A 22,283-nucleotide genomic window follows, 5' to 3' on the forward strand; every position below is an offset into this window, starting at 1 on the left:
TATTAATGATGGTTTAGTACGGATTAGTTTTCGTCAGATCTTTTTTCCAACTTGTTCCAAACCTTGATTTTATCATCTTCATCAATACCCGAAACAATCTCCACGTCTATACCGTCGCTAACACCCAATTCAAGATCTCTGCGCTCGAATTCATTTTCACCTGTCTGCACTTCCACATATGGCTTTTCCGTGTCCTTGTCAAACTGAAGCAACGCTTCTTTGATTGCCAAAACATCTTTCTTTTCTTCCAATACAATGGAAGCGTTGGCACTGTACCCTGCCCTAACGTACGAAGTACTGTCGCTCGCTTTTACATCCAAGTCACCTTCGATCTTAAACTGCACGGCACCTTCTTCCTCAACACCTTTTGGTGCGATGAACTTTAGTTTGGCATCAAACCTTTGCTCTTCCAAGGCCCCAAGACTTATTTCCAAAGGCATACCCACGCTCAGTTTTCCAACTTCCGCCTCGTCCACTTCACCTTCGAAGATCATTTTGGACATATCCGCAATCGTGGCGATGGTGGTACCTTCGTTAAAGTTGTTACTCTGGATAACCTGATCACCTTCTTTTACGGGAATTTCAAGAATGGTCCCCGATACCGTTGCCCTAATATTGGTATTGGCACTGGATGAACCTCCTGCCGATCCTTTTCTAATAATCTGATAATCGGCCTGGGCATTTTTCAATTCTTGCATTGCCTGTTCGTAGGTCAACTTAAGGTTGTTATAGTCCTGATTGGAGATTACCCCCTTATCGAACAAGGTCTTGTTCCTATCATATTCCAATTTGGCATTGCTCAGCGCCAGCTCGGCATTGCGTACACGGCCAGCTGCCTGGTTCAAGGATTGCTCGTTCGGAACCACCTTGATCACTGCAATAAGGTCTCCAGACTCTACACGGACCCCTTCTTCGAGCATGATCTTATCAATGATCCCGGAAATTTGAGGCTTGATGTTGATCTCGTCCTCAGGTATCACCTTTCCGGTAACGATTACTTTATTTACGATGTCCTTTCGTTCTGCTGTTTCGGTTTTATACAGCTCTACAGGAGTACTGTTCTGCTTTAAAAAGTAGACTACAGCGGCCAAAATACCAATGACCACTACCCCTATCAATCCGTATTTTACATACTTGTTCATTCTTGCTTATTTGATTCGTTATTTAATTGTATTGATGATTATTCTTCTCTTAATGCGTCGATAGGTTTGATCCTAACGGCACGGTTTGCGGGCAATAAACCAATTAACACGCTTAGTCCCACCATTAAAATAAAGGATACGACAAACTGTGGAATACTGATCATGGGCTTCACAAATGGGAAATTATCCCCACTGCCCCACATGGCATTCATAATGGATAATATCCCCACTGCAACTGCAAATCCTACCAATCCGGCAAAAGCGGTCAATACTATGGCCTCGACCACGATTTGTCGTTTTACGATTACGGGGGTTGCCCCAAGTGCGCGTCGCACCCCGATTTCCTGCGTACGTTCCTTTACGGTGATCAAAAGGATATTACTAATTGCGATGACACCGGCCAGCAGGGTAAAGATCCCCACAAAGAAGGAGAATCCTTGCAGCACCGTGGTAAATGCCGTAATGTTGTTGAATATCTCCGACATATCAAAACTGCCGATGGCACGTTCATCATCCGGATGGATATCGTATTTGGTCTTTAGGATACTCTTGATCTGGCTTTCCACGAAAGGTACGGGTGTGTTCTCTTCCACTGCAATGGCCATCCACCCCATTCTATCACCTGAATTGAACGCTTTTTGAAAAGTACTGAACGGAATGAATACTGCATTCTCTCCATCAATGTTGATATTGTTGTTGGGCTTGTATATTCCCACAACGGTAAAATACACTCCGTTGATACGGATTTCCTGCCCCATGGCCTTCTCACCTTTTTCAAATAGAAGCTTATACGTCTCCTCACCGATTACGCAAACTTTTTTGGAGTCATCAATATCGGTTTGGTTCAGGAACCTACCTTCCACCAATTTCTTTTTGGTGATATTATCTATTTCGGGAAAATCCCCATAGACGGCAGAACCACTCGTCTGTCCGTTTCTGTACACGCTTACTGTACCTCTATGGTTTGCAAGCTCAATTCGTGGAGCAAGCACTTCAATTTCTGGAATTTGTCTTTTTAGGATTTCCGCATCTTCCAGTTTGTAATTGATTCTTCTTCCCCGTTCAAAACCTTTATAAGGTTCCGATGTTGATTGTCCCCAAACGAACAGGCTATTGGAAGCTGTTCCCGCAAATATTTTATTGAACCCGTTGCTCATACCGTTGGCAGACCCAAGCAACAGCACCAAAATAATCATGGCAAAGATTACCCCAAGCATGGTCAGGAAAGTCCTGAACATGTTCTTGCCCAGGGTATGAAAAATTTCTATCCACAAATCTCTATCAAATAACCACATAACTATTTATCGCTTAGTGCTACAATGGGTTTTACATTTGCAGCTTTCATGGCCGGCAACAAACCTGCCAACACGCCTGCAATAATCAATATTATAGTGGCCGTGACCACTACGGAAAGGCTTACCGAAGGATTACTGAACGCCGGTGTCTCGATCATGGGGCCAATGGCGGCCAATATCATCCAAGCGAACAATAATCCAACAAAACCAGAAATGGCCGTTATGAACACGGATTCCAACAGCACTAGGTTCACAATCTGTATTGGTCTAGCACCCAATGCCTTCCGCACCCCAATTTCCTTGGTTCGCTCTTTAATGGTGAACACCATAATGTTTCCGATACCCACGATTCCAGCTATCAATATCAAAAAGCCGACTCCGATACCAATTCCTTTCAATACTGCGGTAAAACTGCTGATATCATTGAACGCTTCGGCATAGTTCCATACATTTAGTCCAGCTTGGTCATCGGGAGCTATTTTGTGCCTTCGCTTCATCAAAATTTCCAATCGCTCGGAAAATTCCAAAGCCTCGGTCAAATCATAATTGGGATTGTAGGTCAATGCGATACTGGCAATTTCGTTGGTGTTCCCATAAATGCGCTGGTAGGTGCTTATGGGGGCATAAATTCTTCTTTCTGCGTTATCGTCACCATCATCGGTAAAGATTCCGATCACCCGAAAAGGCAAGCCGTTGAATTCCACAAATTTCCCCAGTGCATCCTCGTTTTTGAAGAGGTCTTCTGCTACCTTTCTTCCGATTACCGCCACCTTTGCCTTGTTGACAATGTCCGCTTCGTTGATATACCTTCCGGCGACCACTAGGGTTTTCTCTATGGCCTGATGGTCCGGATGGGTGGCCTGAACGGAATAAGACCCTGTTTCCTCTTTGTACCTCGCTATTGTATTGGAGTAGTACCTGGCACTTATATATTCGATGTCTTTCGGAAAACTTTGCTTGATATATTCGAGATCATCGTTCTTTAACTGAACGCGTCTGCCCGCCTCAAAACCACCATAGGCTTTGGCCGTGGTTCCCGTACGAACGAAAATGGAATTGGTGGCATCATCGTTGAACTGGCCGACAAAACCATTTTGCATTCCATTAACCGAAGCTAAAAGCATCACCAAAATGAAGATGGCCCACCCCACGGAAAACCCCGTTAAAAAGGTTCTCAGTTTATTGGTCTTAAGCGTGTTGAATATTTCTTGCCAAACGTCCCGATCAAACATATTGTTCCGCTCTTACTTGTTCCACTTTTTTATCCTCTACGATAACACCATCTTTTAGGTGCACGATTCGTTTGCACATGTGAGCAATGTCCTCTTCGTGGGTCACGACCAAAATGGTGTTTCCTTCATCGTTGATTTTTTGGATCAAGTCCATTACTTCATAGGACGTTTTACTGTCCAGTGCACCGGTTGGCTCATCCGCCAAAAGCACCTTGGGTTCCGCTGCCATGGCCCGCGCTATGGCAACCCTTTGTTTTTGCCCACCCGAAAGCTCACTTGGTAGGTGATCGGCCCATGGTTTTAGACCCACTCTTTCCAAATATTTCATGGCCTTTTCTTGGCGCTCCTTTCTTGGTACTTTTTGGTAATATAATGGTAGTGCCACATTTTCTGCTGCACTTTTGTAGTTGATCAAGTTGAAGGATTGGAAGATGAACCCCAAGAATTTATTTCGGTATTGGGCAGCTTTGGTTTCGCTCAAATTTTTGATCGGAACGCCATCCAGGGTATACTCACCCGAATCAGCACCGTCCAACATTCCCAAAATATTCAATAAGGTGGATTTACCAGACCCGGAAGATCCCATTATGGCAACAAGCTCGCCATCCTCTACTTTAAAATTTATTCCCTTTAAAACATGAAGGGAGTTGGTCCCCATTCTATAGGATTTATGAAGGTCTTTGATTTCTATCATGATTGATGATGTTAGCTATCTTACTTTTACTTCTGCTAGTAAGACATAGATGTTGTTAAAATGTTACAAGATTTTTTACTTTTTTTTTCAAACAGTGTTTTTTGTGCACTATTCTTCGGCCAGGGCGTTCCACACCTTTATCTTGTCAGTTGCCGCTATGCCTGACTTTACCTCTACAAAAATGCCGTCGCTCACCCCTAATTCAACATCCTTTCTTTCAAACTTTTGATCAGCGGTTTCCACTTCTACAAACGGTTTTTTGCTATCATCATCAAACTGGACCAATGCTTCCTTTACTGCCAAAACGCTATCGGCCCTTGCTAAAATAATGGATGCATTGGCACTGAGACCTGCCCTGATAAAGACCGTATCGTTCTTTTTTAGGGTTCCCTTGATCTCAAATTGAATGGCCCCGTTCTCTTCTTTACCCTTGGGGGCGATATAATCCAATACGGCATCAAAAACCCGATTCTCTATGGCACCAACGGTTATTTCCAAAGGAAGGTCTTCTTTAATCCTTCCCACTTCGGATTCATCCACCTTTCCTTCGAATATCATTTTGTCGACATCGGCAATGGCGGCAATGGTAGTACCCTCGTTAAAGGTATTGCTTTCGATTACCTGATTGCCCACCTCCACAGGCACCTCAAGCACCATTCCGCTTACGGTGGCCCTTATCATGGTATTGGCCGAACTGCTCAATCCGCTCGTAGTTCCGGTTTTTACAATATCGTAACGCTTATTGGCCGCTGCATATGCCTGTTTTGCCTGATCATAGGAAACTTCGGCACGCTCCAGATCTGTTTTGGATATGACACCCTTCCCATATAGCGTGGACTGGCGTTCGTAATTGCGTTTTTGATCATCTAAACTGATCTTGGCCTCATCGATTGCATTTTTCGTATCGTTAAGTGCTGAAAGATTGGGCACGACCTTGATTTTTGCCAAAAGATCTCCCGATTTCACGTAATCGCCCCCTTCCACATATATTTCCTCGATCACGCCCGAGATATTGGGTTTGATCAATACTTCTTCCAAAGGAAGAATGCTCCCTGTGGCCACCGCCTTTTTCACAATGGTTTGCTTGGATGGTGTCTCCGTTTGATAGACCACTGGGTCTTCGGCGTTTTTCTGATACAGGTAGTACATGGAGCCACCGAACACTATTACGATGAGCAGCAAGATGACAATGGTTACCGATTTTTTCATTTTTTATAATTGTTAATTGATTGATTCTTTTAAATATTATTCATTTCGCAATGCTTCGATGGGCCGTACCCTGATCGCGCTCTGTGCAGGAATGAAGCCCGCCAAAAGCCCGGATACCATTAATATGGTCAAGGCGCCGGTTACCACCCCCACACTAACGCTTGGGCTCATAAACATATCCACAGGGCCCACACTGTCCAGCAACGAGTTGATGCCAAAAATGACCAAGGAACCGAATATGATACCTACCATACCCGATATCAAAGTGAGGAAAATGGACTCCATCAAGATTTGCTTTTTTATGGACCATGGTTGTTCGCCCAGTGCTCTGCGTATGCCTATTTCCTTGGTGCGTTCCTTCACCACAATGAGCATAATGTTGCTTACCCCTATAATACCGGAGAGCAGAACCATGATTCCCACGATATAGGCCACGGCCTTTAATGCTCCAAACAGGCTTTCTACACGGTTGTATTGTTCAAAAAGGTCAAAATAACCTACGGCCCGTGTGTCTTCCGGGTGGACTTTGTGACGTTTTTTCATCACATCCACAATGTTGTCCTTGAGCTGGGATATGGAACTGCCGTCGTTTGCGGTTATGGCCATCCAACCAACATCTTCCCCCCGGTTAAACGCTTGGGAAAATGATGTGAACGGGACAAATATTTCCTTTTGGCCCTCTTCGCCCCCACCACTATTGTTCTTCTTATAGGTGCCTATGACCATAAAGTTTACGCCCTGAATTTTGATATAAGTTCCCAGAGCTTCCTCATCCTTATCATAAAGGTCATTTTTTACTCCGTTGCCGATTATGGCCACTTTTCTTTTCTCACGGATATCGTTATAGTTCAAAAAACGGCCAGAGGTCACTGACATTGGATCTTGATTGATAATTTCCGGGTAGTCCCCATATACATTGTACGCCCCGCTGCGCAGACCATGCACCACATTGTTGTTGCCCCCAAAACCACCCAATTGGTTGCGAGGCGAGATAAACCTTAAATTGGGTACATTGTCCCTTAAGGCCTGCACATCATCAATTTTAAATTCAAAGCTTCTCCCTTTTGGTAAACCTTCGTAGGACCTAGTTGTGGCCCTGGTCCACATAAACATGGTATTGGTGGCCGTATCCCCAAAATCCTGTTTAATGCCATTTTCCAAACCTTTGCCTGCCGCCAAAAGCACAATAAGGATAAAAATGCCCCAACATACCCCAAAAGCGGTAAAGATGGTACGCCACACATTGGTAGTGAGCACCTCGATTATTTCCCGCCATCTATCTTTATTGAACATAGCTGTTTTTGGTTATTCGTCTCTTAAGGATTCGATTACTTTTACTTTTGCCGCTTTGTAGGCAGGAACAAAACCTGCGAGGGTCCCGGCCACTATTAAAACGATTACAGTGGAAAAGGCCACGTTAAAATTGACCGAGGGATTCATAATATAATCCACCTCTATATTGGGCCCTACAATTTCCAAAAGGGCCATACTAAAAATCAGTCCGCCGAAACCTGAAATGGCGGTCACGAAAATGGCCTCATGAAGTATCATTGCGATAATGGACCAAGGTTTGGCCCCAAGTGCTTTTCGTATACCAATTTCGCGGGTACGTTCCTTTACTACGATCATCATAATATTGCTCACGCCCACTACTCCTGCGATAATGGTACATACGCCCACAAACCAGAAGAATAGTTTTATGTTATTGGTGAGCCCATAATAGCGTTTGGCCTCTTCCATGGCGCTCCACACCTCAATCGCACCTGTATCGTCCGGAGCTATGGTATGGGTCTGCTGTAAATACTGTCGGAGGCCATTTTTAAAATCTACCGCTTGGGCAACGGCCTTATCAAAATTTTCCACGGGTGGCAGGGTAAAGGTCATATTGTTGACCCGGTTGCCGCCATTAAATGTTCGCTGTGCCGTAGTTATGGGAATATAGATACGTTCTTCTTCCCGGTCCTCCATTTCTTTATATACTCCTACTACCCTAAAGGGTATTCCTGAAATATCGATAAATTCACCGATGGGCGTTTCCACCTCTCCAAAAACATCCTTTTTAATTTTGTCCCCTATAATGGCCACTTTGCCATTGGAAATTTCATCTTGATAATTGATGAACCTCCCTTCGGAGATTTGGGCATTCTCTATAAATTGAAAATCGGAGGCTACGCCCTGAACGCCGTAGATGAGCGCTTCCTTTCCATAATTGACATTGACTCCACGAACAAATATTCTGGCGGAACCACGGTCAATACCCTCTTTGAACATCGTACTTGCCTTATCAAAATTTTCGTTTACGAGCTGAATCCGCCTTCCCGGGTTAAGACCTTTATATTCCTTGGAAGTTACACCAGGCCACACCCAAACACTGGTGGAGGCATCTTGCTTGAACTCATTTTCGATACCGTTGCGCATTCCCTGTCCAAATCCAAGAAGAATGACCAATATAAATATGCCGGATGCCACGGAAAGGCCGGTCAAAAAGGTCCTGAGTTTGTTCTTTCGTATGGTGTCAAATATTTCTTGCCACCGCTCAAGGTCGAACATAGGTTAGTGATTTTGATTGATGAAATACGCAAAAGCGTATATCAATTAGACTATCAAAATCTTAAATTGTTACAGTTAGAGTTAAAATCCCTATTGAAAGGATCTTTTAACCTCTCATCTTGCGATAAATAAAGTAGAAGAGGCCCGCAACCAAGACATAAGGAACGGCCATAAGATAAACGATTCCATTATTGATTGCTTCGGCGGTTTTTCCATCAGACTCGCTCTCTACTACCGCTCGGCACATAGCACATTGTGCCTCCGACATCGTTGGAATAATCAACATTATGAACAATATGATGAGAAATCTAGTCTTCATGAAAAATTAATAGGGGTAATAAGGTGAGATCATAACATAAACCAAAACACCGGTAACCGCAACGTAAAGCCAAATGGGAAAGGTGTACTTGGCCCATTGTCTGTGGCTCTCAAAATCGTCTAGATAGACTTTTGAATAGGTAATCAACACCAATGGTATTACGGATATGGACAACACAATGTGGGTCATCAATATAAAGTAATAGATAAACTTGATTGGCCCCTCCCCTCCAAAGACAGTGGTTTCGGAAGTCATGTGATAGGCCACATACATGACCAAAAACAAAGCGGACAAGACTATATTGGTCAACATCAACCTTCTATGTATCAATTGACGTCCATTCTTGATGGCTATAATGGCAGCAATCAATAGAATAGCTGTAAGACCGTTTATGCCCGCATAAATCGGGGGGAGAAACGACAATGGTTTTGCATTCGGAATTTTATAACCAAACAAAAGTGCCACCACTAAAGGTATAGCGATGGAAATTACGGTAATCAACCTATTGTACCGCTTTTCCTTTAGAGTAATTTCCTCGGTCATTCTGCCAATAATTTTTTAATGTCCTCTTTTAATATGGTAATCTGTTGGGTTTCCCCGTCTGAATTTACTTTTTGTTCCTCGGTAATGGTTCCACGATAATAGATCAATGGGTTACCGAATTCATCTTCACGGGAACGAATATACCCATTTTTGTCTACCAATGCGAACATACCGGAATGCTCGAATCCTCCTGGCGCATTTTGGTCTTCGTTGGCAAAAATGTAAAATCCTTGCCTTGCCAATTCATATATTTTCTCTTGATCGCCTGTCATCAAATGCCAATCCTTATCCGTGATACCATACTTTTCGGCATAGGCTGTTAGCACAGACGGTGTATCATATCGTGGGTTGATGGTAAAGGATGCCACTCCAAAATCTTCATCTTCTTTGAAGGCATCCTGCAATTCCACCAGATTTTTTGTCATTATGGGACAAATAGTGGGACAAGTGGTAAAGAAGAACTCAACTACATATACTTTGCCCAAATAGTCCTTGTTGGTCACCAATGTACTATCTTGATTATAAAACTCGAAGTCTGGCACGCGGCGCTTTTCACCTTGGTTGACCACAAAACCTACCTCTATTTCTTTGGAGCCATTGCTCATCCGGTCGTTTTCTACGACCGTGCCCCCTTTTATGCGTTTGGTGATTTCATACACCGCAAAAATCCCAAAAATCAATATGATCGCTGAGACCCAGATATAGGTATGCTTTCGTTTGTTATTTGCTCCTGTCGGCATTGTTCTTTTTTAAAGCTAAACGGTATTCGGCCAATATAATCTTAATGTCGTCCACCATTTTATTGTTCAATTCTGCTACTAAAGAGGTATCGAATCCATACTTGGTTCCTTCGTCCTCATCATCGGTTCGTCCGCGAAGTTTTAAATCCTTGTCAACTATAAATACATTGGGCGTGGAATAACTATCGTCCAAATCAATATTGGTCTCCAATGATTCAAAAATTGTTTCGATTTCATCTGGGTTGCCAAATGCAAAGTGCCATTTATCTATGTCGGAAAGTTTTCCCAATTCACTCTTCAAATCTTCGACCTTGCCCATTTGGTCTTCCGTCACCAACATCACCATCTGAAAATCGTTGAACTCCCCAAATCTTTTATAGATTTTTTGGTTCAAATTGAACGCATTCCCTTGTTTGGACGCTACATCATTGCCCAAAAAGCCTAAAATGGTAATCTTATCCTTTAGTTGAACATTGGGGTCTATCCGAGCTACATCTGCCACCTTTTCCGTGAGAATGGGGAGGCGTCCAAAATTGTTCACTCCCGATGCGAAAAATAAATACACGACCACAGGGAGTATAAAAAGAACGGCTAATACAATTTTCTTCTTCATAGTGTTTATAAAACCGTACAAAAATAAAAAAAGACGGTTGGAAAACCGTCTTTTAAATCTGTTAAATGCTTTTCTTAGAAGTTCCAAGTAATGAATCCATCACTGTACACATTATAAATGTAGTCGGCTTCAAAAAGCAAGATGAATATCAAATAACATACTAGGAAAATCGGGGTCCATACAATTACCCTTCGCAATGGAGTTTTCTCGTCCCTTAAGTGCATAAAGTCCCATGCTATGTAATAGGCTTTAACCAGGGTAAGTATGATGAAAATCCAGTTAAGGAGTTTCATTCCCAAAAAATGACTGTGGGTCAAGAACCGTGGTTTTATGATACCCAATGCAACTTCCACTGTTGTTACTATCGAAAGGAAAATAAGTACTCCCCAAATTTTTTGGGTGTTCGACTTAAATTTTACAAGTCCTCTGAAAATCTCGAGTTTATGATCGTGTGCCATTTATAATCTGTGTTTTTTATACCAAATAAAAGAATGTAAATACGAATACCCATACCAAATCCACAAAGTGCCAGTACAGTCCAACCTTTTCTACCATTTCATAGTGACCTCTTCGCTCGTAGGTACCCAATATCACATTAAAGAAAATGATGACATTGATCACTACTCCAGAGAATACGTGGAATCCGTGAAATCCTGTGATAAAGAAAAAGAAATCGGCGAACAATCTATGTCCATATTCGTTGTGAATAAGGTTTGCACCTTCTACCACTTGGTTAGCTTCCAGTATTTTTGAAAGCGATTCTTTTCTGTCCAAAAGGGTTTTTTCACCTTCTTCATTCAGTTGTTCCGTTCTGATAAGGATATTTGGTGTTGCTTTGAAACCTTCAACAACTTCGTTCAAAGAGTAAGAAGGCATCGACCTTTCACCATAAAACCATATACCTTCGCTCTCTACATGTCTTTCCCTTTCATCAGGTATTGTTTTTGCAAAGTCAGCCAAGGCAGCTCTTTCCCCTGTTTCCGCATCAACAAACTGAAGGATTCTACCTGAGTTGGTTTCTAGAGCTCCGTAATCACCTTTAATGAATGTTGCCCACTCCCATGCCTGTGAGCCAACGAAGATGGCACCACCGATGATGGTTAGGAACATATATAGGATAACGCTTTTTTGCTTCATTTTGTGACCTGCATCCACTGCGAGCACCATGGTCACAGAGGACATAATCAAAACAAAGGTCATGAAAGCCACATAATACATAGGATAGTTCCCATGGAAAAAGGGCACGTGGGTAAATACCTCATCGGCTATAGGCCATAGCTCTATAAACTTAAATCTTGAGAAACCATAGGCTACCAAGAACCCAGAAAAGGTCAAGGCATCCGACATGATAAAAAACCACATCATCATTTTTCCATAGCTAGCGCCAAGAGGCTTATTTCCGCCTCCCCAAACGCTGTCTTCTGTACCGGTACTTACCGTTGCATCCATATAAAAGGTCGTTTTATTAAAACTTTCACAAATTTACATTTTTTGATGTATTGTAAAAGACAAACTTGATTGAAAACTGCGTCAATCTTGTTTTATTTCACGAAATACATAAATAGAATTAGATATACCCAAATAAAATCCAAAAAATGCCAAAATGTGGCACCCAACTCCATTCCCAACATATTATCGGGGGTATACTTATGTCTTATTTGCTGTACAATAACCACTAAAAGTGAAATCAATCCTGCCACTACGTGGGCAATATGTACGGCAGCTATCAAAAATACGTAGGACATTTTTATATTACTGGTGGGACCGGTAAAATAATAACCGTTTTCCAGCATCTGTGAAAACCCCACAAATTGTAATGATATAAATGTGATTCCCAGTGCCAAAGTGATGAGCAAACATATAGTGCCCGCCTTTTGATTATTGTTGCTTACAGATTTTCTCGCGATAAAATAGGTAATACTGCTCAAGATAATCATGGCCGTGCTGACAAAGAATGCACTTGGGAGCTCTAAATCACTTACCCAATCCTCTCGTTTACTACTTACAATATAGGCGCTCGTCCAACCAGCAAAGCCCATGATCAAACTCACAATACCGAACCAAAGCATCATTTTTTTTGCCCTTTTGTTCTTTTCCTCCGCTGTTCCTTGGGTTAAATCCATTTTTAGCTTATAAACTTATCTAATACGTATACTATCTGAATCAATGATATGTAGGTAACACTGGCCAACATCAATTTTCTGGCTGATGCATTGTCCCTATTTTCATAAAGTTTGAAAGCAAAAAACAACATGACCAATCCTGACAAAAATACGATGATTGCTGCAGTAATGGAAAGGTTAAGCCTACCCGTGAAACCAAAAACCGGGACAATGGAGATTACAATCATCCAGATGGTGTAAAGTATGATCTGAAGTGCCGTTCCCTTATCCCTATTTCCTGTAGGCAACATCTTGAAGCCTGCTTGTTTGTAGTCGTCGTCCAACATCCAACCCAGTGCCCAGAAGTGTGGGAACTGCCAGAAGAATTGTATCATAAATAATGTGCCGGGTTCAATCCCAAAATCATCGGTCGCGGCAACCCATCCCAACATAAATGGTATGGCACCAGGAAAAGCACCAACAAATACCGAAAGTGGTGACTTTGTTTTTAGCGGTGTATAAACACTGGTATACAAAAAAATGGATATAGCACCGAACATCGCCGTTTTAGGGCTTAGTGCCAACAAAGCCAAAACACCCAGCACTGTTAAAGTGACTGCAATAATCAGGGCAGTCCTAACACTCATTCTACCTGATGGAATAGGCCGGTTTCTTGTACGCTTCATCAGAGCGTCGAGATCCTTTTCTATAATTTGATTATAGGCATTTGAGGCCCCGACCATGCAGTACCCCCCAAACATCAATAACAACAAGGAAATCAAATCCACCTGATAGGCGCCCAGAAAATACCCTGCAATCGAAGAGAAGACCACACTTACGGCCAACTTGGCCTTGGTAATCTCCTTAAAGTCGGAAAATACTATGGAAAGGGTATTGCTTTTTACTGAACCTACGGCAGATTTCATCCACTACATTATTGGCTGGCAAAGATAACGCCAGTGTATATCTTTTGCAACCAAAGCTAAAGTTTTATGATTCTTGTAATTAAATGAATAAAAAAAGCCTTGACGTTTCCATCAGGGCTTTTTCTATTCCTACCTCGGCAAGAATTATATAAATTTTACTGAAGCTTAAATGTAATTGGAATACTGAAAGGAACCTTTACTGGCCTACCTCTTTGTTTTCCAGGCGTCATTTTAGGCAGTTTTTGAATAATTCTCATCGCCTCTGCTTCCAAGTTTTTGTCCGGTCCACGCATTCTAATGTTTCCGATACTTCCATCTTTCTGGATAACGAAAATTACACTTACCCTACCTTGAACTCCCATTTCTTGGGCAATTTCTGGGTAACGGAAGTTTTTACGAATGTGAGCTTGCATTTGTTCTTGAAAACAAGCCTTTTTATCCTTAGCGTTTTCACACCCAGGGAATACTGGCACGTCCTCGATAACTGCAAAAGGAACAGAAATATCTTCTTCAACTTCTTCCACTTCAACTTCCTCGATTTCGATTACCTCTTCTTCTTGGCTGGTTTCAGTAGATTCGATTACTGTTTCCTCAACTTCTTCCTCATCTTCTACAACCTCGATAACTTCGGGGGCTGCAGGTGGCGGTGGTGGCGGTGGAGTCTTGATTTGCTCGGTCATTGGCACTTCTTCGTCCAATTGATCTTCAACATTCATAGAAATGTCGTAATCATTGACCTTGTCATATTTTTTCCACTCCATGGCTCCGTATACCAATGCCAAAACAGCGGCCAATCCTATAACGAAATATAGGGCACTGTTTCTTCCTACGTCTGCTTTCGGGTTCTTTTTTGGTTCCATCCTTTTTCTCCTTTTCTAAATTTAGTGTTTGCTAATTTAATTATTAATTGGTTAAATAAACAATTAAAATTTCCATTTTAACGGGTTTTTCTTAGAAAAAAACCACCGAATCAATCCAATTCCTGCAAATGCTCCCAGTGTATTTGCCAAAACATCGGCAAATTCGGCCATACGGTCCGTTGTTAGGGTGTATTGCAGCACCTCAATCAGCATTCCATATAATATAGCGAAAATTAAACCAATAATCAAGGTTTTTCTCAATCCCAAGCTTCCAGAGGTTCTTTCCCGTAAACTTAAACTTCCCACAAAAGCGAACACCAAATAAAATGTAAAATGAACGATTTTATCGGCATATGGAATATTCAGACCTCCTGTATCCAAATCCATTTGAGAGAAAGAAAATAAGCTGAGCATTGTGATGACCACTACCCAGCTTATAAATAATATAGTATATATGCTTTTTTTAAGCACCTATCAATGCCTTGTAATCATCGGCACTCATTAATTCTTCTACCTCGGAAGGCTCGCTAATTTTTATTTTCACCATCCAGCCATCGCCATAAGGGTCGGAATTCACTTTTTCGGGCTCGTCTTCCAATGCTTCATTGAACTCGATGATCTCACCACTTAATGGCAAAAACAAATCCGAAACGGTCTTTACCGCTTCAACTGTTCCAAAAACCTCTTCTTTGTCCAAGGTCTCATCCAAAGTTTCCACTTCCACGTAAACGATATCCCCTAGCTCACTCTGGGCAAAATCCGTGATTCCCACAGTTGCGATATCTCCATCTATCTTGACCCACTCATGGTCCTTTGTGTACTTTAATTCTGATGGTATGTTCATTGCTAATGTATTTGAATTAGTCGATGGACAAATGTAACAGATTGCGGAAAGCTTTTCAAAGAAACTTTGTGACAAAATGATGCATAAATAAATATAGGGTGTTTTCTAGTTTCCGAAGTTGTATCGCAACGTAAAGCCGGTATTGATGGTAGTTTGTGGAAATGCAGTGGAAACCGCAAACTCAGAGAAGGAATGGTCGTAAAAGAACAAAGCGTTCAAACTCTTGCTCAAAGCGTAATCCGCTGTAAATTTTATGGACATCAATCGCTGACCTGAGGTAATTTGATTGTTGTTGATATCCAAGTTACGGATTATGGTAATGTTATCACGTAGTGAAAGGTCTGCCTTTAGGTTCAGATCTCCTTTTAAACGTGTTTTCTCGCCTCCTATGTTGGTCACAAACTTTACATCCTTGAAGCGGTAACCAAGACCAAGTGTGTATTCGTTTCCATTGATTTCCGTCAAAAGATTATTATCAAAACTTAGCGACAAAGTCCTACTGGTCCTCATCTCGGCCAAGAAGCTGAACGAATTTTGCATTTCAAAATCCACACGCATCAAAGGATTGAACTCGTCGGTAAGCACCACATTATTGATCAATGTTTTGGGAAGCCAATCACCCGTCTCTGAGTCGATAGAAGTGTTCTGACGCTCCAAATTGGTTTGGAAAGAATTCACACTATAGGCAGCACGATAGCCATGGCTCAATGAGAATCGTTTGAATTTCTTCTTGAACCATCGGTTTTTCATCAAACCTGTATACTTAATGTTCCAGTTCGGAATCGGGATTTCCCTGAAAGCATCCAAATTTACACTTTCAGCATCCTGCCCAGTATATGCGGCAAAGAATGCTGGAAGCAATACCTCTTGCTGTGTTTTGCCGTAGCGCTCTGGGAATCCATCCTCATCCAACTGCCCAGGATTCTCCCCTCTGTCGGAAACCAACCTATTGGCAACGGTAATACGGTTTTGCTTGAACTGCTCGAACGTTTCGGAATCAAACTCGTCACTTTTACTGAACACGGTTCCGATCATTACGGTAGAAATACTAAAGTTCCCCATCTCGTTGATCAAACCTGGCTGTCCGTTTGCCCAATCCTCAGGACTGTAGGTCTCTTGAGAGGAACTCATAAAATTTCTATCTGCCGTTAGGTCAATTGTCAAATCCTGAGTAGGCTGGGCCGTAGCGGTAACATTCAATTGCCTATTGGTGTTCTGCATAAACTGGTTGCTGTACTCTGGATAATCCGTCAACCAACCTCTACGGGCCGCTTCGAACCTTACATCTGCCTGACTACCAAAAACAAAGCCCAATGTTGGCCGAGAAGTTCCGATAAATCCAATGGATTGTGTATAACCCGGCAACACCGTTCCTCGGTTCTCGCTATAATTCACGTTCACCCGTTTCACCATGGTTACAATATCTACCAAGGTATTGAAGCCCTTACTGGTTTTTCGTGGACCTTCTGCTTCTTCACCATTAGCAGGGTTACCTGCTTTGTCCCTTCTTATCGTCGCTTGGTTCGCTGTTACTTTTCCGTCACGTTTCCTCAGACCCAAAAAGTCATAAAAACGTTGCATGCTCATATTGGCCGTCAAATTATGGGTGCTGGCATTTTGAACGGTGTTGATGTTTTCCCCGGCAACGTCTATAAGCGCATCGCCTCCACGCTGCCAATCAAAATTACTGGTATAAGTGTACTGGGCATTTATAAAATTCAGAAATGGAATCTTGTTAAGCGGCAGCTCATAGTTCAATTGCATTTGCTGTGCATGCCTGTTGGGCTCTCCTATATCAAAGAAGCCGTCCCATAAATCAAGTGCCTGATTGATTCCCGAATCCCGATCATCATCCACATTAAAATAATTACGGACAATATTGTTGTTGGAAGCAGTAAGATTTAACCGTAATGATTTTGACAAACTATAGTTGAGAGCATATTGCCAATTGAACAGGTAGTTACGCTGTTGAAGCAATGGCAACTGGAGCGCATCCACTCCGGGTTCTAACACATCACGATACCTTTGTTGATTAAAGGAACGGTTATAGTTGGCATTAACCGACAAGCTTGTGGGCAGGGCATTAAAGTTCAAATCCTTGAGCCATTGCCAATATTTACCTGTGAGCATGGAATCCTTTTTGGCAAACGGCGCCACGGGAGCCGGTTTAAAATTATGATTGTAGACAAATCCAGTAGAAACGTTTTGGTCGCGAAGCTCGGCCACTTCGAAATCCCTATGGTCGGTTTCATTGTAAGAATAATTAAAGGTGAAGTTTTCTACATCGAAGAAATTTTCCTCAGCTTCCTCTCCCCTATTTTTTCTGACCCCGATCAAATTTATACTGGTACGTTTGGTATAATCCTCAGCCTGCTCCTGAATGGTTTCCGCTTCTTCTTGTGTCGAGGCTGCCGCAATCCTGTCATCCAATCTCAAATCATCATACACTGGATCGAACTCTGGGGTAATCAATGTTTCAGAAATACCATAATTGAAAGGTAGTTGCAGATTCCATTTCTTGGGAAACAATTGGCCCACATTTACATTGGTCACTACATCATAGGAAATGGCATCTTCCAAAGCACGCTCGGTCGGGGTCTGATCTATAGATCCAAAACCAGATGTACTTCTGCTTCCTGTTGCGGTCACGTTCGCAAAATCCGCCATATTGGCATCCAAAGCTGCCGTGGCGGCCCAACCCCCATTATTTTCCAATCCTGCCAAACGAAGCTCATTGAACCAAACTTCTCCCCGTGCAGGAATATCATCGATATTCTTGATACCTACCATCATACCACGGATACTACCCAAGGATGGGTTACCCCTGATTCCAATACGGACCCTTCCCAAAGTTCTTGGAGCGAACTCATCGACCAAAACAGCCTCGCCATCCACTATTTCGTAGTAGTTGATCTCGTCAAGGGTCTGATCGGATATTCCTTTTGATTTTACCTTGTTCAGATCCCTCAACGCTACATCTATTTCGTTGACATCTGGCCAAATCTCTTCCGCAGATGAAGCTCCAAAAGAAGTAAATTGAAGTGGCAATTCTATTTGGTAAAAGTTTTCGGAGAAATCCGTGCCGATTCTCAAGAAACCGACCAGAGGCGTATCACTGTCTGAATAATCGGCATTGAATATTTTTTCGGCGTGCATGAACATCTTCAAACGTTCGTACTGACGCACATCCACATTCACATTTTTGAACACTCCACGGGAATCTTGAGACTCCAGGTTTTCCACCACAAAGGACAATGACTGCTCATTCTGGCGAATTATCGTATTGTTATTGTTCAACTGCTCCCTAAAAACTCCCGGTGGCAACACATATGGTATGGGCTGTCTTCCGTAGTTTTCTTCAATATTTACGGTATTTACATCGGTAACGGTAGCATCATCAGAAGGATCATTGTCCACAGTGGGCTGTAGCGAATTGGTATAGGTCCTCCAATCACCGCGTACCAAATCCAAGGTAGCAAAACGAAGAACCACATCATCCGAGAACCCGGTCAAATACATCCTCATGAAACTGATGGATCTAAAATCAGAGATTCCACCAACGGCATCGGTAAAATCGCTTAATGGTATTTTATACTGAATCCACCTACGGTTCAACTGCGTACCATTGGGCAACGTGGGTGTTTGCCCTTCTCGAATGTCGGTCACATATTGGTCATCGATAGTTGTATTTGGCTTTATCTGGATGCGGTATTCGTAATAGCTGTTCACCGTATTCATGGTCAAATCCCTATCGATATCCTCCACATCGGGCAAAGTGGTGGAGCCCCTATTGGTGTTTGTAACGGTTACCGGGGAGTTCCCTTGTGTATTGTTAAAATCCAAATAGCGCTCCAAGATTCCTCCTTCGCGGTTCAAATAATACTGATAGTTATCTAAGGCGGGGTCTTCCGCAGGACCATTATAGATTGTAGCTTCTTCCGCATCGTCGTAACCATCCAAACCAAGGTCTTGTGCCGACCTATTGGCCTCATCGGCATCAAATGCATAAACCAACGACTGCGTGGAAGGTACTTGGCCCCAAATGGTCTCTCTCGGAATTTCATTATTGGTGCTGGCAGGCAATCCGTTTTCGTATTGCTTTCGACCATCCTTTAAAATATCTTCGGAAATATTTCCTAGGTTGAGCACCAGTTCCCCTGCATTGACATCAACGGTTTCTCCATCAACATAAGGATCCAACACCCAAAATTGGACAAATTCCACATTGGATTGTTCAAAATTGGTACTGCTCAACGGTCTCATGATTCCACCCCATTTGGCATCCGGGGTTTCGGTTTCAAAACTTGGATTGGCATTGTATGGCCCTTTTTGATTGGGATAGTAAACAATGTCCAAAGTACTTTGTACTTGGGTCTGCCCTTGCGCAATATCCGTTTCGGTAAATACCTCATCAATAAAAACCCTACGGGTAGAGTTCAACGAAATATCGTTGTCCGATAATCCAGATGGTCTTTGGTTGGTGTAAAAAATAGGATCTATGGTGTACCATGCCATTTTAGCACGTTCGTAACCTACATCTATTCCTGTTCTATCATTCAAGAACTCTACTGGCGGGCTCGCCAATGTCCACCCCAGCGATGAGCGAATATCAATCAAGGCCTGTGCTCCTTCAAAATCATCCAAATAGGTAGTTGTCTCACCTTGAAAATCGGCATTTTTTGGCGAATTGGGCCTTAAAAATGCCACCTCTCCCCTTACAGAAAGATTGGAAGGCACATCCGTATCAATATTTGGCAACTTATTGGCCAATCTCGTCAGGAACGGAATTTCGGTACTGAAATTTCCGTTCAGTCCAAAAATGGTATTGTTCACGGGCTCGATTCCGTAGTTTGATTTTTGGGTCAAGGGACGCTCGTTCAAGTTGAGAAAGGTTCCCCCCAAAAGAAACTTTTCGTTGAATTTATGTTCCACGTTCACCCCTGCAAAACGTCTGGTCTGCTGACCAAACACCGCGTTGTTCTCCACCGAAATATTGATAGGCGTATTGGAGGCTTCCAAACTTGGGTCGAGAAGCTGCACCGTACCGGCTTGATAGTTTACAGTATAATCAATCCCTTCTTGCAACTGGCGACCTCCTGCAGTTACGGTAACCGAACCTTGAGGCACATTGAAAGCTCCAATTGGAATACCGTTATTGGATTGCGAAGTATATTTTCCTTTTATTTGAAATCTGTTTTTTTCGGCATCCTGTAAGGAAGCTGCCTTGGTCTTGGCGTACATGTTTCGGAACACGTAACGCTGTTGGTTGGGATTATAGCCCTGATCGTTGTCCACATCATAGACGCCTCCCCCTAGTAATTCGAAAAGGTATTCCCCGAATGGCTCGACCTTTGTAAAAATAATCCGTCCAGATTGCGAATCGACCGTTATACCTTCGACATAATCAAAAAAGCCATCTCCGCCCGGTTGCACATCATTATAGGTATTCAATCGGTCCAGATTAAATACATTTAATAGCACTTGATCCTGTAGACCAGTGGGCCAACCTGCGTTCGGATCGACCGGGGTAATATAGTTTCTGGGTGTGGGGTCGGAATAGAGGATATTGAGTTTAAAATCTTCTTGACTCAATTGATAGGCCCCTGTAGAATAGATGTTTTTCATCATCAAATCCCAAATAGGATCCTGAACATTGGTGATGTTACTTTTCAATAGTTTCAAGACCAATGAGTTGTTCTCAATCAAGTTAGAATTTGGTGGAACCGTGGTCGCATCCACACCTCCGTTGGCAAATTCCCCAACTTGATAGACCTGCCCATTAAAGGTATACTGGAAAGCAACCCCTAGCACCTCATCATTGCTCAAACTCTGGCTCAAAGAAATATAACCCAATTGAGAATCGAACTCGTAATCCCTGCCAGGCTCCAGTTTTCTAGCGTTTTCCAAAATCGCATAATCAAATCCTTGGTTTACGGTATATCCTGGGATATTAAATCCGGATTCCACCGTTGCAATATCACGAATAGCCGGTGTTAGTGCCCCACTCCCAATTTGATTGGGATCATAGTCGTTAGCCCCGTTCTGTGGAAGTCCTGTTGCCACTGCCTGAGGATTAAAAAATCCTGCGGGATCACCATTGTTCACACCAATGCGGGTATTATCTGAAATGGCTTCTCCTAAATCCTGGATGGCCACCACGTTCCTTACGTTTTGTGTTTGTTGGTTTCTGTTGGTCACCCACACCTCCAAACGGGTAATCTGCACTTGGGTCTGTATGAATGGGTAAAATTGCAAAGCACGGTCGTAATTGTCACGGAAATAATGTGCCAAGAAAAAGTGCCTGTCCTCATCATAATCCAAAGCCGTCAGTGAAAATTCATTTACTGTTCCACCACCTTGGGCAACTACGGTATTGTTTTGCGAACGCTGTTCAGAGAAAACAGCCGTAACCGTGGTTTTTCCGAATTGAAGTTGTGTTTTTACACCAAATAAACTCTGCGCACCGGTAATCAAAGAACTGTTGAGCGGCATACTTACGTTACCTACTTCAATTTTTTGAAGAATATCGTCCTCGGTAGGGGTATAATCCAACTTGACCAAATTCTGGAAATCGAAAGTGGCCTCTGTATCGTAGTTTGCTGTCACCTGAAGACGCTCGCCAACTTTTCCCAACAAACTCAAACTGATACGCTGGTCAAAATCAAAAGAAAGATTGGTACGGTTTCTAGGCGATAATGCAGGGTTGTCATTCTTCTGCCACAATACGCCCAAATCCATGGCTACCGACCCTTGTGGTATTACCTCAATGGTATTTCCCCCAAAAATGGTCTCAAAAAAGTTACTGTTCACATAAAAATTGGGCAAAAGATTTCGTCTCGCCTCTTCGCTTCCAGTCTTTTTTCCGGCATACGCATCTCCCTTTTGTTTAAAATAGAGCTTCATCTGCTCCTTTTCTACAAGATCGTAGTATTGTTCAGGCGTAAGGATTATTGGGTAATTAACATTGAAATCGCCAATGCTCTCGGTATATACGTAAGTGTTTGTTTTGGGGTCGTAGGTATATTTTGCAACAATGCTGTCGGGATTTTGCATAATAAGGCGACCAAGCTCAACTCCTGTTTGCACGGAATCCTGAGCCTGCTCGTTAGTTTCCTGCGCCAATAGGTTGGATATGGACAGCAAACAAACAATAAAGAAGGTGTACTTAAAACTCAGTGGTTTAAGTATTGGTTTTGCCCCTTTTTTCAAACTAG

19 protein-coding genes are annotated in these 22,283 nt (G+C 42.6%); all 19 read right to left on the reverse strand.

What is annotated here, in order from left to right; translation table 11 throughout:
* Window positions 1-23: 23 nt before the first annotated feature.
* Window positions 24-1,142: an efflux RND transporter periplasmic adaptor subunit gene (locus tag K1F36_RS06555; protein ID WP_220113103.1), complete on the reverse strand. Its 1,119-nt coding sequence runs from the start codon at window positions 1,140-1,142 to the stop codon at window positions 24-26.
* A 38-nt stretch (window positions 1,143-1,180) separates the two neighbouring features.
* A complete protein-coding gene (locus K1F36_RS06560; RefSeq protein WP_258538964.1) occupies window positions 1,181-2,380 on the reverse strand; it encodes an ABC transporter permease in 1,200 nt (399 codons plus the stop codon).
* Window positions 2,381-2,439: 59 nt separating this feature from the next.
* Entirely contained in the window at window positions 2,440-3,669 is a 1,230-nt protein-coding gene (locus K1F36_RS06565) for an ABC transporter permease (RefSeq protein WP_220113105.1), read from the reverse strand.
* Window positions 3,662-4,363, reverse strand: a complete 702-nt coding sequence (locus tag K1F36_RS06570) for an ABC transporter ATP-binding protein (protein WP_220113106.1) — start codon at window positions 4,361-4,363, stop codon at window positions 3,662-3,664. Before K1F36_RS06570 ends, K1F36_RS06565 begins: the two co-directional genes overlap by 8 nt.
* Before the next feature lie 108 nt (window positions 4,364-4,471).
* Entirely contained in the window at window positions 4,472-5,572 is a 1,101-nt protein-coding gene (locus K1F36_RS06575) for an efflux RND transporter periplasmic adaptor subunit (RefSeq protein ID WP_220113107.1), read from the reverse strand.
* A gap of 36 nt (window positions 5,573-5,608) precedes the next feature.
* On the reverse strand, window positions 5,609-6,865 hold the full coding sequence (locus tag K1F36_RS06580) for an ABC transporter permease (RefSeq protein WP_220113108.1): 1,257 nt from the start codon (window positions 6,863-6,865) through the stop codon (window positions 5,609-5,611).
* Between the two features lie 12 nt (window positions 6,866-6,877).
* On the reverse strand, window positions 6,878-8,122 hold the full coding sequence (locus K1F36_RS06585; RefSeq protein WP_220113109.1) for an ABC transporter permease: 1,245 nt from the start codon (window positions 8,120-8,122) through the stop codon (window positions 6,878-6,880).
* Between the two features lie 106 nt (window positions 8,123-8,228).
* Window positions 8,229-8,441, reverse strand: a complete 213-nt coding sequence (locus K1F36_RS06590) for a hypothetical protein (RefSeq protein ID WP_220113110.1) — start codon at window positions 8,439-8,441, stop codon at window positions 8,229-8,231.
* Between the two features lie 6 nt (window positions 8,442-8,447).
* Window positions 8,448-8,984: a DUF420 domain-containing protein gene (locus K1F36_RS06595; RefSeq protein ID WP_220113111.1), complete on the reverse strand. Its 537-nt coding sequence runs from the start codon at window positions 8,982-8,984 to the stop codon at window positions 8,448-8,450.
* Window positions 8,981-9,724, reverse strand: coding sequence for an SCO family protein (locus K1F36_RS06600; RefSeq protein ID WP_220113112.1), 744 nt, complete (start codon window positions 9,722-9,724; stop codon window positions 8,981-8,983). The genes K1F36_RS06595 and K1F36_RS06600 overlap by 4 nt, the downstream gene beginning before the upstream one ends.
* Window positions 9,705-10,337 carry a hypothetical protein gene (locus K1F36_RS06605; protein WP_220113113.1) on the reverse strand — a complete coding sequence of 211 codons (633 nt, stop codon included), beginning with the start codon at window positions 10,335-10,337 and terminating at the stop codon, window positions 9,705-9,707. The genes K1F36_RS06600 and K1F36_RS06605 overlap by 20 nt, the downstream gene beginning before the upstream one ends.
* A gap of 74 nt (window positions 10,338-10,411) precedes the next feature.
* The gene (locus tag K1F36_RS06610; protein WP_220113114.1) at window positions 10,412-10,795 is read right to left on the reverse strand and encodes a cytochrome C oxidase subunit IV family protein; all 384 of its coding nucleotides are present in this window, start codon (window positions 10,793-10,795) and stop codon (window positions 10,412-10,414) included.
* A 16-nt stretch (window positions 10,796-10,811) separates the two neighbouring features.
* On the reverse strand, window positions 10,812-11,786 hold the full coding sequence (locus K1F36_RS06615; protein WP_220113115.1) for a cytochrome c oxidase subunit 3: 975 nt from the start codon (window positions 11,784-11,786) through the stop codon (window positions 10,812-10,814).
* Window positions 11,787-11,878: 92 nt separating this feature from the next.
* Window positions 11,879-12,460: a cytochrome c oxidase subunit 3 gene (locus K1F36_RS06620; RefSeq protein WP_176619714.1), complete on the reverse strand. Its 582-nt coding sequence runs from the start codon at window positions 12,458-12,460 to the stop codon at window positions 11,879-11,881.
* 2 nt (window positions 12,461-12,462) lie between these two features.
* The gene (gene cyoE / locus K1F36_RS06625; RefSeq protein WP_220113116.1) at window positions 12,463-13,365 is read right to left on the reverse strand and encodes a heme o synthase; all 903 of its coding nucleotides are present in this window, start codon (window positions 13,363-13,365) and stop codon (window positions 12,463-12,465) included.
* A gap of 155 nt (window positions 13,366-13,520) precedes the next feature.
* Window positions 13,521-14,225, reverse strand: coding sequence for an energy transducer TonB (locus tag K1F36_RS06630; RefSeq protein WP_220113117.1), 705 nt, complete (start codon window positions 14,223-14,225; stop codon window positions 13,521-13,523).
* 63 nt (window positions 14,226-14,288) lie between these two features.
* Window positions 14,289-14,639 (reverse strand): VanZ family protein, encoded by a 351-nt coding sequence (locus K1F36_RS06635; RefSeq protein ID WP_220113118.1) that lies wholly within the window; start codon window positions 14,637-14,639, stop codon window positions 14,289-14,291.
* Between the two features lie 49 nt (window positions 14,640-14,688).
* The gene (gcvH, locus tag K1F36_RS06640) at window positions 14,689-15,069 is read right to left on the reverse strand and encodes a glycine cleavage system protein GcvH (RefSeq protein ID WP_220113119.1); all 381 of its coding nucleotides are present in this window, start codon (window positions 15,067-15,069) and stop codon (window positions 14,689-14,691) included.
* A 105-nt stretch (window positions 15,070-15,174) separates the two neighbouring features.
* Window positions 15,175-22,278 (reverse strand): T9SS outer membrane translocon Sov/SprA, encoded by a 7,104-nt coding sequence (gene sov, locus K1F36_RS06645; RefSeq protein WP_220113120.1) that lies wholly within the window; start codon window positions 22,276-22,278, stop codon window positions 15,175-15,177.
* Between the last annotated feature and the right edge of the window lie 5 nt (window positions 22,279-22,283).

The sequence above is a fragment of the Flagellimonas abyssi genome, from assembly GCF_019457905.1.
GTDB lineage: Bacteria > Bacteroidota > Bacteroidia > Flavobacteriales > Flavobacteriaceae > Flagellimonas > Flagellimonas abyssi.